This window comes from Staphylococcus xylosus (assembly GCF_002732165.1).
GTDB lineage: Bacteria > Bacillota > Bacilli > Staphylococcales > Staphylococcaceae > Staphylococcus > Staphylococcus xylosus.
In genome coordinates this window covers 44,496-59,371 of record NZ_MRZO01000010.1, presented here as the reverse complement: position 1 = coordinate 59,371, position 14,876 = coordinate 44,496, and the positions used below count along the sequence as shown (strand labels likewise).

Below are 14,876 nucleotides of genomic sequence, written 5' to 3'. Positions count from 1 at the left end.
TGTGTTATCTCTAACACTTGTTTTGAACCAACAATTTAATGTTGCGTTCGGAATTAACGTTGACATATTGCAATTCAGTTTTCAATGTTCATTTCTTCAACCACAAGAAACAATTTTACTCTCTTTAACTCGGAAAGTCAAGAAGTTTTTTGAAATTGTTTTTTGTGTTTCGTTTGTATGTTTGTCGTTTTGTTTCGTCCGACAAGTAAATACTATACACGCATAAAAACCTTTTAACAACGGTAAAATTTACACTTATTCTATTTTGAAATCTAGGTTTATAAGCAAAAACCAAACTTTAATGCTTCATTTGTAATTAAAGTCCTTTTTTTAGCTATTTTAACTGCTAACAAACTACTAATACCTATAGAAAACCCTCTATAAACATACTTTATTTTATTTTACATTTTCTTAACTTTATTTATAAAAATAAGGCTATCCCAAAAAGGAATAGCCTTAAACTCTATTTACTATGCGCTTAATGCATTGTTACATCTCTGTTCTACCCATTATAGCTTTAGATAATGTAACTTCATCTGCGTACTCTAAATCTCCACCTACAGAAAGACCTTGTGCTAATCTCGTTACTGTAACACCGATTGGTTTTACTAGCCTTGAGATATACATAGCCGTCGACTCTCCCTCTAAATTAGGATTCATCGCCAGTATCAACTCTTTAACTTCTTCATCTTTCAAGCGATCAATCAAGCTAGGTATATTAATATCTTCAGGTCCAATACCGTCCATAGGTGATATAGAACCATGCAATACATGATACAGCCCTTTGTATTCACGCATCTTTTCCATTGCAATAACATCTTTGTCATCTTCTACTACACAGATGACAGAGCGATCTCTTTGCTTATCTTGGCAAATATAACATGGGTCTTGTTCCGTGATATGCCCGCATACACTGCAATAAGTTAGTTCTCTTTTAACATCTACAAGTGATTTGGCAAATTGAACAACGTCGTCTTCTTTCATATCTAATACATGAAACGCCAGACGTTGAGCCGTTTTAGGTCCAATGCCTGGCAGTTTCATGAAACTGTCAATAAGTTTTGAAATTGGTTCAGGATAGTGCATGCGATCACATTCCAGGAATGTTTAAGCCTTGCGTGTGCTTACCTAAACGTTCTTGTGTAAGTTCATCTGCTTTATTCATCGCTTCATTTGTAGCAGCAATCACTAAGTCTTGTAACATTTCAATATCATCTGGATCTACTGCTTCTTCTTTAATTTCTACATCTAGTACTTCTTTATGACCTGATACCGTTACAGTTACCATGCCGCCACCAGCTGTACCTTGCACTTTTTCTTCTTTAAGCTTCTCTTGTTCTTCGCCCATTTTCTTTTGCATTTTTTGCATTTGTTTCATCATTTGTTGCATATTTCCGCCACCGCGCATAATTATATCCTCCTTAAAACTTTTATATCACTTTATTGTGATTTATCTTTTGTCTCATTATACATGCCTTTTTAAACATTGTCATGTATCACTCTTCATCTATAACATTTACAGTGCTTTCACCGAATAAGTCTTTTGCCTTTTGAACAACATCTACTTCCTCAGATGTTTGAGCCTTAGTTTGTTCGTCGTTTTCCCCGTCTGTTGTCGAGCCAGTTTTTCTATTTTGAAGATATTCTGTTCTCACTCTCATCCATTGGTCTGCTGGAACACCAACCACTTTAACTGTTTTATCTATAATACTACAAACGACATTTTCGATATTCTCTCGTTTTTCATCATCTTTATTAACAATTTCACAATGAATTTCTTCTTCAAACTTGATAAGCACATGAGTCTCACTAGCCGCAACCGGTTCAGAATTTTGTAACAAGCTAACTAGAGATTTCATATCATTATTTTTAGCATGATCGACAACTTCTTGCCAATGATTCTTTAATTGTTTGATATCATCTTTATTTGCTTTATCCAAAACTTTGGCAATTTGTTGCATTGAAAAGGCGTTTTTAGATTGTCCACCTTTACTAGAAGTGCGTTTTGTTTGTTGTGGTGTTGGTGTACCTGTCGCCACACCATTTGCTTTAATTGATTTAAGCTCATTTTCAAGTTGTTCCATTCTTTGTAGCAATACATCATTATTAGGCTCTGTTGCAATGCCTGTTGTAGCGACTGTTTGAACGTGTTCAGGTGTTTCTTTAATCATTTCAGCTAATTTTACTAATAGCACTTCAAAATGTACGCTTTGATTCACGCTGAAACGAATTGATACAAGTGTATCGTTAATAATATCTATCATTTTGTATAGTATATCTAACTCAAAATGTATTAATGCATCATATTCAGTTTCTACATTAGAAGTTTTATTCATAATCGTATCTCTAACAAAATAAATCATATCATTAATTAATCGATTTACTTCTTTACCTTGAGATACGAATTTATGGTAAGTTGCAAAAGCACTTCTTACATCCCCTTGAACAACCTCTCTGAACAAATTATCTAACGCTTTCGCATCTACACTACCCGTAACATTCAAAGCATCTTCTAAGGTTAAGTGCTCATCACCAAAAGCAATGGCCTGGTCCATAATACTTAGCGCATCACGCATACCGCCTTCTGAAGCTTTCGCTATAAAATCTAACGCCGCTTCATCATAATCAATTTGTTGCTCTTCTGCTACAAATTTTAATCTCTCAACAATTTCACTTTGACTAATCGCTTTAAAATCAAATCTCTGAGACCTAGAGATAATTGTAGGAGGGATTTTGTGAGGTTCTGTTGTCGCTAATATAAAAATCGCATGTGCTGGTGGTTCTTCCAACGTTTTAAGCAATGCATTAAACGCACCAGTCGTTAGCATGTGCACCTCATCTATGATATAAACTTTAAATTTCGATTCACTAGGTGCATATTTAACTTTATCTCTAATGTTTCTAATTTCATCTACACCATTATTACTAGCTGCATCAATTTCAATAACATCTGAGTTTGTGCCACGAGTGATACCTTTACAGATTGCACATTCATTACAAGGTTCTCCGTCTGCACGCTCAAGACAATTAATAGCTTTGGCAAACACTTTGGCGATACTTGTTTTCCCAGTACCCCTCGGTCCGCTAAATATATAAGCATGAGATTGTTTACTTTTTGAAATCGCATTGCGCAGTGTTTTGGTAACATGTTCCTGTCCTACGACATCATCAAAACTTTGCGGTCGGAACATTCTATATAAAGCTTGATAATTCACTTTCGCACCTCCAATTACATTCATCAATCATTATAGCATTGTATTTTCCACTTTGAATATTAGTTAAAAGCTTCAGAATAAATTACATCACCTTTTGGTTGTTCAAGTAATTGATCCCATAAAAATTTAACCATAAAGAATTTCGACGGCACATCAAACGGACTAGAAATTTCAAAATCTTGCGCCTCTTCGTAACCAAACTTACCATAATACGAAGGGTCTCCCAATACAATGATCGTACTATAGTCTTGGGCTTTAGCCCGTTCTTCAACAGCTTGAATCAGCGCTTTACCTATACCTTTCCCTCTGTAATCCGCTAATACAGATAATGGGGCTAATGCTAAAGCAATATAACGGTTGTCTCCATTTACAATTGTAATTTCAGATAACATGATATGACCTATGACTTCACCGTCATCATTTTTAGCTACAACCTCTAGTTCATAATTATATTCAGGTGATTCCCTCAACTTCTTCACTAATTCTTGTTCATCATGATTTGATTCTGCCACATCTGAAAAAGCCGCTTCAATAGCGTCTAAACTTGTATCGTAATCATTTTCAGTTAAAGTACTTAAATAAATTTGCATGGCTATCCCCTCAAAACGTTTAGTTTTATTTTTAAACATTATAACATTAGTTAGCTCATTCCATTTGTACGGATACTAAAACAACATTAAATCATTGCTTATATTTTAATATAAAAAAAGAGCGACCGCTATCAAAAGAAGTCACTCTTTATATATGTATATTTGAATTTAATTGTTTTAAAAAAATTAAAACCGTGCACCTTCGCTTTGAGTACGTATCATAAACGTAACCAAAGTCGACAGCTAAATCTCGGCAACCCTACGGCACATACGATGATCCACTTAATGCTGCTTCCGTCAGGACCTGACATGGTTCGTGGGTTCATATTGCATAGGACCGAGATCTTCAAACACTACGTGCTTTGGGCAGACTTCACAAAAACGTACCCTTAGCAAAGGAATTCAGTCTCGCGTAAAGCGGATTTCGAGTACAGGGAACCGCTACCTCCCCACCTAGCACGGCAAAATATATCATACTATATTCTTCTATCTGAATGCAAGCATTAGCTTTTTATTTAACAAATAGATTGTTAGAAACATTCACAAAACAGTCATCTCATAAATAAACATTATACTTTGTGTCGTCTTGAGAAATCTTTAAATTTAAACTCTGTAGCTAAATGCCTAGAAATATTATATTGGAATTGTGTAGTATCTTTAAGGTGTACAATCCCTCGTACAGTAGCTGTATAAGGCGGTGCCACATCACCAAACATCTCATACTCTAAGTCACCGAATGCTTCAAATGTTATTGATTTATTAGAATAACTAATATCTAACCCTAGCACATTCTCTACATATGCATATAGAGACGTTTTTACAATATCCAACGTCAAACCTGGAACAATTGCTTCTATTAAATAATCTTCATCGATTATTTTTACTTTGTCATTAATTTTTCTAGTGCGAATGACATGCCACAGCACTGTACTTTGGGTAATATTTAAAGCTTCCTTCACTCTTGGTACATCTCCTGCAGATATTCGTTCTAAAACTTTCACTTCAGTTTCATGTTGTAATCCTAATCCTTGTTGTACTTCTCGAAAGCTCGTTAAATCTGCAAATGGAAATTCTGTTAGCCCTTGATATATTACAACCGAACCTTTACCACGAATTTTTTGTATCATGCCATCTCTCACTAATAAATTCAATGCTTTACGGACAGTTTCACGTGACGCATCATAAGTTTCTACCAGTTCATATTCTGACGGTAATTGCGTACCATAAGATATGCGCGATTCGATGATGTCTGCTCGTAAAGTTTCATATATTGTAATAAACTTTTTTTGTGTCATATGCGCTCACTCACTATCCTTTTATAAATTATTGTGATACAACTATTGCACCAAAGCCATCTATCATCCTATCCGATATATTACCATGTTGTATCATCACTCGACCTTCCACATCTAAGTCCTCCGGTATAGTAATACGTTCTTTTGAAAAGTTAGCCACCACTAACCAAGTTTCATCTTTATAATGTCGTTTATATATAAATAGTTCATCATGTTCCATATACAACGGTTCTATACTACCATAAGTTACAATATCGTATTCATGACGTAAGCGTATTAAATCTCTATAAGTATGCAAAATAGATTGACCATCTTCAATGGCAGCTTCAACATTGATTTGATCAAAATTATCCGGGATATCTATCCAAGGAGTCCCTGTAGTAAATCCTGCGTTTTTCTCGCTCGTCCACTGCACTGGCGTTCGTGAATTATCTCTAGATTTTTGACCTAATATCGTTAGTATTTCATCTTCATCATAACCAGCACGCTTCATATTACTATAAGCGTTTAACGATTCTATATCTCTGTATTGATCAATACTAGCAAAACCAGGGTCTGTCATACCTATTTCTTCCCCTTGATATATATACGGCGTGCCTTGCATCATGTGCAATACAGTCGCCAACATCTTAGCGCTTTGTTTACGCAACGTTTCATTAGTATCATTTCCAAAACGCGAAACAACACGTGGTTGATCATGATTGCACCAAAAAATCGCATTCCAACCGCCACCTTCATAAATGCCCTGTTGCCATTCCATTAGTATATCTTTTAATTTATGAAAGTCTAATTTAGCATTCGACCATTTTTCGCCGTTGACATAATCCACTTTAAGATGATGGAAATTGAAAACACTGCTCAATTCTTGGCGTTCAGGCGCCGTATATTTTATACAATGATCAATTGTTGTCGAAGACATCTCACCCACAGTCATTAAGTCTTTACCACCAAAAGTACGCTCATTCATTTCATGTAAATATTCATGTACACGTGGCCCATCTGTATAGAATTCTTTCCCAATCTTCTCAGAATTTTTAAATTCACCTTTTGAAATTAAGTTAATAACATCAAAACGGAAGCCATCTATACCGAAATCTATCCAATAATTGATAATGTCGTATAACGCGCATCTTACTTTTGGATTATCCCAATTTAAATCCGCTTGCGTCACATCAAACAAATGTAAATAATATGCATCTGTCTTTTCATCGTATTTCCAAGCATTCCCTCCAAATTTAGATTCCCAATTTGTCGGCGGTTGCGCATCAGATGACCTCTTAAAGAAATAGTAATCTCTATACTCACTATCGCTATCAGCGTACGCTTGTTTAAACCATTCATGTTCTGTAGATGTATGATTTATAACGATATCCATCATTATCTTTAAATCACGTTTGTGAGCTTCAGCAACTAGTATTTTTAAATCTTCAATTGTGCCAAATTTCTCATTTATTTTATAGTAATCATTAATATCATAACCATTATCATTCATCGGAGATTCATACACTGGCGTCAACCAAATGTAGTCTACACCTAAATACTGTAAGTAATCTAATTTTTCGATAATCCCTTGCAAATCACCTTCACCATTACCTGTCGTATCATTAAATGATTTCGGATATATTTGATAAACTACTGACTTTCTCCAATCACTTTGACTCATGGAATTACCACCTTTACTCAAATTATTTAAAGAAGAAAAACTCGCTAATGCTTTTTAGCGAGTTTAGTTGTATTGCTCTAGAACGCTTATTCTTCTACCATTTCTTTCGCTTTATCTTTACTGAATTTTGACAAGAATACCGTTAGAATTGCCGGAACCACGATCGCCAATAAGCTACACACAAGATAGATGCCCCAGTACTCGCTTTTAATTGAGATGAAAGCAGGAACACCACCGACGCCAACACTACCAAGTACGCGCGTCGCACCAATGATCGCTCCTAACACACAAGACGTCGATATCGCTGCAATAAATGGGTATTTCAATGGTAAATTGACACCAAACAATGCTGGTTCCGTCACTCCTAAGAAACCTGAAACACCAGAAGTCATTGCCAAACCTTGTTCTTTGCCCATTTTACGTCTTCTATAGACGAACCAAGCACCGAATGCGGCTGACCCCTGACAAATATTAGATATCGCCAAAATCGGCCATAAGTATGTTCCCCCAAGTTCACTACCCATAAGTTGGAAATCAACAGCCAAGAACATATGATGCAATCCAGTAATAACAAGCGGTGCGTATAATAAACCATAAATAGCGCCGCCTAACCAACCAGCATGCTCAAAGATAAACGTTATACCATTTGTTATACCGGTACCTAGCCATAACGCTACAGGACCAATAACAATAAATGCTAAGAAACCTGTTATTAGTAATGCAATTGGGCCAACGACTAACATTTTAATTGAATCATGAACATGTTTATTTAAGAATTTTTCAATTTGAGCTAAAACATATGCTGCAAGCAAAATCGGTAGCACTTGCCCTTGATAATTCAGTTGCTTAATTTCTAAACCAAAAATGTCCCACGTCGGAATATTACCTTTTGCAATGTCATACTGCGAAACAAGCTGTGGATTCATCAAAATCAAACCTAACACTAAACCAAGTATTTGACTTCCTCCGAATACACGCATACTACTCCAACCAATCAATGCCGGTAAGAATATGAAAGCTGTACTAGCGATAACGTTAATAATGTTTGAAATATCGCCTAATTGCGGAAATTGTTCAACAAGTGGCTTTGGTCCAAATAAATCTTCCATTGTGAGCAAGTTATTAATTCCCATAAGCAAACCAGCAGTTACGATAGCTGGCAAGATTGGTATAAATATATCCCCAAGTAATTTAATCAATCTTTGAATAGGATTGCCCTTCTTAGCTGCCGCCGCCTTAGCGTCATCTTTAGATGATTCACTAATCCCTGTTTCTGCTATCAGTTGCTTATAGACTTCATCTACCGTCCCCGGTCCAATAACGATTTGATATTGGTTATCCGCTTTGAACTGGCCTTTGACTAAATCGTTTTCACTCAATCGGTCTTTGTCCACTTTATCATCGTCTTTCAAGACAAGTCTCAAACGTGTAACACAGTGCGTTGCCGTGTCCAAATTATCTTTGCCCCCAACAGCTTCGACTATATCTTGCACATCTTTCTTTTTAACGGCCATGATGATCCACTCCCTTATACTTTTAACATTATAGAAATTATAACTTGTCTAGACAAGTTTTGTAAAGGCTTTCATAATAATAACGCAAAACCTTCACCTCATCACCTACACCTATAACAAACTGCATTATTAAAATTGAGAAGCAGCAATCTAACGATGTTCATAGAACCAACAACTATTTTTCTTAAACAAAATACCATATTTATTTAGCAAACACTGATAAGTACAATTCTCTAAACACCTTACTATATATAATATAGCCATTTGTAAAAAGCACATCAAAAAAAGACAAGTATTCAATACGAGATTGAATACTTGCCTCATCTATTCATTAGTCTTGGTTTTAAAAATATAATGGCGGAGGAAGAGGGATTCGAACCCCCGCGAGCCGTTAAGCCCCTGTCGGTTTTCAAGACCGATCCCTTCAGCCGAACTTGGGTATTCCTCCAAACACAGTACTCATCATATTATAGCCATTTGTAAAAGTCAATCGAAATTACAAAGTTACACTAATGTTTTTTCCTTTAAATAAGAATCTACAGAATCTGCTACCGCTCTACCCTCTTGTATCGCCCATACAACTAAGCTTTGCCCTCTTCTGGCATCGCCTGCAGCGAATATGTGTGGTTGGTTTGTTCTAAAATCTTTATTATCAGCTACAATTTTATTGCGTTCTGTTTGAATATCAAAGGCATGTGGGACCGTTGTTTCAGTACCTACAAAGCCAATTGACAGCAGTACTAAATCCGCTGGCCAATGACGCTCAGTACCATCTACAACTACCATACCTTCATCAGTTTCTTCGAGAATTTGTGTATAGACACCTTTGACATTACCAATTCTATCCACATCATAGCGCATTGTTTGCACACCATAAGCACGCGGCTCAAAACCAAAACGTGATTGATATTCCTTATGCGCATAATCCATTTTAAACACAGGCATTGCCAACGGCCAATACGTGTTCTCATCAAATTCAATTTCTTCTGGTTGTTTTGTGTATTTATTAAATTGTACGATTGATTTACAATCCTCACGCAATGCAGTAGCGACACAGTCTGCCCCTGTATCTCCTGCCCCGATTACGACCACATTTTTACCTTCAGCAGAAATAGATGGTTCTTCGATTTCACCATTTAAATATTGTCCTTGTTCTGTTAAATAATCCATCGCAAAGTGAATGCCTGATCCCATACGCCCTTCTAAAGGTAAATCTCTTGCATTTTGTGAACCGGTACATAAAATAATTGCATCATATTGCTCATTAAGCGTTTCTTTGCTAATATCCACGCCAATTTCTGTATCCGTTTCAAAATGTATACCAGATTCTTCCATTACTTTTATTCGGCGACGTACTACATCTTTATCTAATTTCATATTAGGTATACCATACATCAACAAACCACCAGCTTCGTGTGCACGCTCGTATACTGTTACGTTATATCCTAATTTATTTAGTTCATCCGCAGCAGTTAAACCAGCTGGGCCACTGCCGACTATAGCCACTGATTCATCTTTACGATGCTCTGGTACCGTCGGCTTTACCCAACCATTTTCAAAAGCTTCATCTATAATGGTTCTTTCAATTCCTTTAATAGCAACTGATTCACGATTAATCTTCATAACACAAGATTGCTCACAAGGTGCTGGACAAACACGCCCTGTAAATTCAGGGAAATTATTCGTTTCGTTCAATCGTTCATAGGCAGTTTTGAAATCTTGTCTATAAACAAGGTCGTTCCATTCTGGAATATAATTACCTATAGGACAACCAATGGTTTCTCTACCAAATGGTTCTCCTGTTTGACAGAATGGTGTACCGCAATCCATACAACGAGCGCCTTGTTGTGCCGCTTCGTCTTTCGTAAATCTTTGTTGAAAAGCATCGTGACTCTTCAAACGATCAACCAAAGACAACTCGTGTAATTGTTGTTTGTCATAATTCATAAATCCTTTGAATTCGCCCATGATAAATCCCCCTTCTACAATTAATATACGGCAGTCAATTGTTGCTCTGATTCTATATATGTGCGTTTATCATTAAAAGCATTTAATAAAGCTTGATCAAGTTCTATTGAATTTTGCTTTTGTAAATCGATTTTTTGCATCATTAGTTTATAATCTTTAGGGATTACTTTAACCACTTTATCTGCAACATCTTCAAAATTAGCTAAGATTTTTTTCGCTTTTGTACTATTTGTATACTTCACATGTTCTTCTAACATAGATTTCAAAACATCGTATTCTTCTTCTACAGTAATGAAATCAAAATCTAAGCTATCCAGTTTATTTTCTGATTTGAATTGCTCTATATCAGATGGGAAAATATAACTCACTCCGCCACTCATACCTTGGCCAAAGTTTTTACCTACATCACCTAATACAACAACTCTACCACCAGTCATATATTCAAGACCATGGTCACCAATGCCTTCAACAACTACTTGCACACCACTATTTCTAATACAGAAACGCTCTCCAGCTTTACCACTGATAAATGCCTTACCGTGAGAAGCACCATAAAAACAAACATTACCCACGATAATTTCGTTTTCACGTTGTTGGTTTGGCGCTTTAACAATTACTTTACCGCCAGATAAACCTTTACCTACGTAATCATTAGCATCTCCTGTGTGATGAATCGTTAAACCACTCGGAGTATATGCTCCTAAGCTTTGACCTGCATGACCAACAGTCTCAGCATAAATTGAATCTTCAGGCAATCCGTCTTTACCATGCGCTCTAGTAATGGCACTACCAGTAATAACGCCTACATCGCGTTGCTCATTTTTCAATTGATATTGACCACTAAATGTTTGGCCACTTTCAATTGCAGCTTTAGCATCTGGATAAAACTCTGTTAAATCAAAGCCTTCGTCAAGATGATGGTTTTGTTCTACTTTTTTAAACCTTTCACCTTCATGTTGATACAATAACGCTTCAACATTCATCGATGCGGCTTTAGGACGACTGCTAGCTAGATTATTCTTACGTGTTAATAAATCAGTTCTACCTACAAGCTCATCTACAGATTTCAATCCCAATTCAGCTAGTATTTCACGCAATTCTTCAGCAACAAAGTGCATAAAATTAACTACATGATCTGCTCTACCATTAAATAAAGCTCTCAAATCTTGATTCTGTGTAGCAATACCTACTGGACAAGTATCTTTATGACAAACACGCATCATAATACATCCAAGTACTACTAATGGCGCAGTAGCAAAACCAAATTCTTCAGCACCTAATGCACATGCATAAGCAACATCTTTACCTGTTAGTAACTTACCATCAGTCTCTACTTTCACTCTTGATCTTAAACCGTTCATCATTAGAGTTTGATGCGTTTCGGCCAGACCAATTTCCCATGGCACACCTGCATGTTGAATACTCGTTTTAGGTGAAGCACCTGTACCTCCGTCATAGCCACTAATAACAATCTTATCTGCGTATGCTTTAGCAACACCAGCTGCAATTGTACCTACGCCTGTTTTGGACACAAGTTTCACTGTGATATTTGCGTCTTTATTGGCATTTTTCAAATCATGTATTAATTGTGCTAAATCTTCTATTGAATAAATATCGTGATGCGGCGGTGGTGATATTAAACCTATACCTGGTGTTGAACCCCTTACTTCAGCTATCCACGGATATACTTTAGTACCTGGTAATTGTCCGCCTTCCCCTGGTTTAGCGCCTTGCGCAACTTTGATTTGTATTTCTTTGGCATGTTGTAAGTAATCACTCGTCACACCAAAACGACCAGATGCAACTTGTTTAATTGCACTAGAACGGTTACGGCCTTCTTCATCTACAATATAGCGTTCCGGATTTTCTCCACCTTCACCACTATTACTCTTACCACCCATTTGGTTCATCGCTTCGGCTAATGTTTGATGTGCTTCTTCAGAAATCGAACCATAACTCATCGCACCTGTGTTAAAACGTTGAACAATAGCACTTGCAGGCTCAACTTCACTAATATCAATAGCTTCTTGCTTTTTAAATTCCATCAAATGACGAACGTGATCGGTACGTTTATGATTAACTTCATGTGAAAATGATTTAAACTTTTCATAATCATTTAATCTACATGCATGTTGCAACAAATGGATAGATGTTGGGTTAAACGTATGATGTTGACCTTGTTTACGCCATTGGAATGTACTTCCTGATTCAATGTATTTACTAGTAGGTGTTTGTCTTGCTTTATTTTCCTTATCTATCATATCTATGGATATACCTGAAAGTTTAGTTTGTGTACCTGTAAAATATTTTTCAACAACTTCAGAAGATAAACCTACTGCTTCAAAAATTTGTGCCCCTTGATAACTTTGAACAGTAGAAATACCCATTTTAGCCATAACTTTTATCACACCTTCAGATAATGTATCTGTATAGGTTTGAACATTTTCAGAAATATCCCCTTCTAAACGTTCATTTCGAACTAACTGCTCAATCGTACGTTGTGCTAAATAAGGTACAACCGCATTTGCACCATATCCTAACAAGCAAGCAACATGATGTACTTCCCTTGTTTCTCCAGATAAGGCTACTATACTCGTGCGCATGCGTAATCCTTCTCTTATTAACAACTGGTGTATATGACTTACTGCTAATAGCATCGGCATCGCATACCCGTCATGATTATTCACTAATTCACGATCATCTAATACTATGATTTCTTTACCTTTTTTAACAGATTGGATTGCTTTATCCCCTAATTCATCTAAAGCTGCCTCTAAATCATTTTGATAAATCGTAGATAAATGTGTAACATTAAATCTACTCTGTTCAATGACTTCTAGTTGTGCTTCTGTTAAAACTGGTCGCGCTAATTGAATACGGTTCAATACGTCTTCATTCGGATTCAATAAATTACCTTCACTACCTAAATAAGATAGTTCACTCGTAACTATTTTCTCACGGTAAGCATCTATAGGTGGATTCGTAACTTGAGCAAATAATTGCTTAAAATAGTTAAATAATGTTTCATCTTTTTCATTTAAAGCCGCAATCGGCACATCATAACCCATTGCACCTATTGGGTCTTTCTTATTTTCTACAATTTCGGTCAGATATTTATCCATTTCTTCTTTTGTATAAGCGAACTGTTTTTGTAAACGTGTTAAACTTTCCTCGCTCCATTCAGAATTTTGATATGATACCTTAGCTAAACCTAAATCTACTTTAAATTGATTCAGCCAACTTTCATACGGATGTTCATCTGCGATACGCGCTTTCAATTCGTTGTTTTCTATTACTTTATTTTGTTTGAAATCAACCAATAACAACTTCCCTGGGTTTAATTGACCTTTAAACGCAACATTATCTTCTGGTACATCTACTACACCGACCTCTGAGGAGAAGACGATATAATTATCTTTCGTAATTGTGTAACGTCCTGGTCTCAAACCATTTCTATCTGTTAACGCACCAATCTTATCTCCGTTACAAAAAGAAATCATTGTAGGACCATCCCACGGTTCCATCAAATAACTATAAAACTCATAAAATGAGCGCACGTTAGCATCATTAGCTTTGTTGTATAACCAAGGTTCCGGAATCATCAGCATCGCTGCTCTTTCAGGCTCCATAGCTAATGATAAGAATTCTAATGCATTATCTACAATGGCAGAATCACTACCATCTTCATCTACAATTTCTTTAACCTTATCTTTATCATCACCAAATATTGTTGCTATTAAATCATTTTGTCTAGCTCTCATCCAGTTCACATTACCTTTTATGGTGTTAATTTCACCGTTATGCATGAGCAATCTGTTAGGATGCGCACGCTTCCAACTTGGAAATGTATTTGTACTAAAGCGCGAATGTACAAGCCCTAATTTTGAAACATAAGTCTCATGATTTAAATCTTGATATAACGCTTTTATTTGGTCTGAGCGTAGCCAACCTTTGTACACTATTGTTCTGTGCGATAAGCTTGTAAAATATAAATTCAAACGCTGTTGATTAGCGTAATTTTCAATTTGTTTACGCGCTAAAAATAATGTTCTTTCTATATGTGAAATATCGTTTAACGCAACGAACACTTGTTGTATATGTGGCATAGTTTCAACTACGTGCGATGCGATTGCATTTTTATCTACAGGAACATCTCTATAACCAATGACACTTAAGCCTTCTGCTTCAAAGTGAGCATTAAATTGAGCTTCATGTTGAGAACCAGCTATCTTCTCATTAGTAAAAAACATTCCAACCGCATATTTACCTTCAGCCGGTAAATCAAAGTCAACTTTTTCAGCAAAGTATTCATAAGGCACTTCTGTCATAATACCGGCACCATCGCCAGTAACACCATCAGCACCAATTCCCCCACGATGATCTAACCTACGTAACATTTCTAATGATTTTTCAACAATCTCGTGATTTCTCTGATTATCCATATTGGCATAAAACCCTATACCACATGCATCATGTTCTTCACGGCTATCATATAACCCTACTTTTTCACCATATTCAAGCATGACCCTCACCTCTTTTACGAAAATTCTGAATATTAAATTAAGTAAGTAAACTATATAGCAGTTGATTAATCTGTTCAATATATAAATTAGATGATATCATTCTAATTA

The 14,876-nt window shown here is 36.2% G+C and carries 9 protein-coding genes, 1 tRNA gene and 1 other RNA gene; all 11 read right to left on the bottom strand.

Going from position 1 to position 14,876, the window contains the following annotated elements; all coding sequences use genetic code 11:
* Positions 1-489: 489 nt before the first annotated feature.
* Complete coding sequence (recR, locus tag BTM19_RS12150; protein WP_017723276.1) at positions 490-1,086, bottom strand: recombination mediator RecR; 597 nt, start codon at positions 1,084-1,086, stop codon at positions 490-492.
* 4 nt (positions 1,087-1,090) lie between these two features.
* Positions 1,091-1,408 (bottom strand): YbaB/EbfC family nucleoid-associated protein, encoded by a 318-nt coding sequence (locus BTM19_RS12145; RefSeq protein WP_002484224.1) that lies wholly within the window; start codon positions 1,406-1,408, stop codon positions 1,091-1,093.
* 88 nt (positions 1,409-1,496) lie between these two features.
* Entirely contained in the window at positions 1,497-3,215 is a 1,719-nt protein-coding gene (gene dnaX, locus BTM19_RS12140) for a DNA polymerase III subunit gamma/tau (RefSeq protein ID WP_029376830.1), read from the bottom strand.
* Positions 3,216-3,274: 59 nt separating this feature from the next.
* Positions 3,275-3,805, bottom strand: a complete 531-nt coding sequence (locus tag BTM19_RS12135; RefSeq protein ID WP_029376831.1) for a GNAT family N-acetyltransferase — start codon at positions 3,803-3,805, stop codon at positions 3,275-3,277.
* A 192-nt stretch (positions 3,806-3,997) separates the two neighbouring features.
* An RNA gene (gene ffs / locus BTM19_RS12130) (signal recognition particle sRNA large type) lies at positions 3,998-4,267 on the bottom strand.
* Positions 4,268-4,374: 107 nt separating this feature from the next.
* Positions 4,375-5,100 (bottom strand): trehalose operon repressor, encoded by a 726-nt coding sequence (gene treR, locus BTM19_RS12125; protein ID WP_029376832.1) that lies wholly within the window; start codon positions 5,098-5,100, stop codon positions 4,375-4,377.
* Positions 5,101-5,128: 28 nt separating this feature from the next.
* Positions 5,129-6,763 carry an alpha,alpha-phosphotrehalase gene (treC, locus tag BTM19_RS12120; protein WP_099265871.1) on the bottom strand — a complete coding sequence of 545 codons (1,635 nt, stop codon included), beginning with the start codon at positions 6,761-6,763 and terminating at the stop codon, positions 5,129-5,131.
* An 86-nt stretch (positions 6,764-6,849) separates the two neighbouring features.
* The gene (treP, locus tag BTM19_RS12115; RefSeq protein ID WP_038679655.1) at positions 6,850-8,277 is read right to left on the bottom strand and encodes a PTS system trehalose-specific EIIBC component; all 1,428 of its coding nucleotides are present in this window, start codon (positions 8,275-8,277) and stop codon (positions 6,850-6,852) included.
* A 355-nt stretch (positions 8,278-8,632) separates the two neighbouring features.
* Positions 8,633-8,725, bottom strand: a tRNA-Ser gene (locus BTM19_RS12110).
* 56 nt (positions 8,726-8,781) lie between these two features.
* Positions 8,782-10,245, bottom strand: a complete 1,464-nt coding sequence (locus BTM19_RS12105) for a glutamate synthase subunit beta (protein WP_029376835.1) — start codon at positions 10,243-10,245, stop codon at positions 8,782-8,784.
* A 20-nt stretch (positions 10,246-10,265) separates the two neighbouring features.
* Positions 10,266-14,768, bottom strand: coding sequence for a glutamate synthase large subunit (gene gltB, locus BTM19_RS12100; protein WP_038679653.1), 4,503 nt, complete (start codon positions 14,766-14,768; stop codon positions 10,266-10,268).
* Between the last annotated feature and the right edge of the window lie 108 nt (positions 14,769-14,876).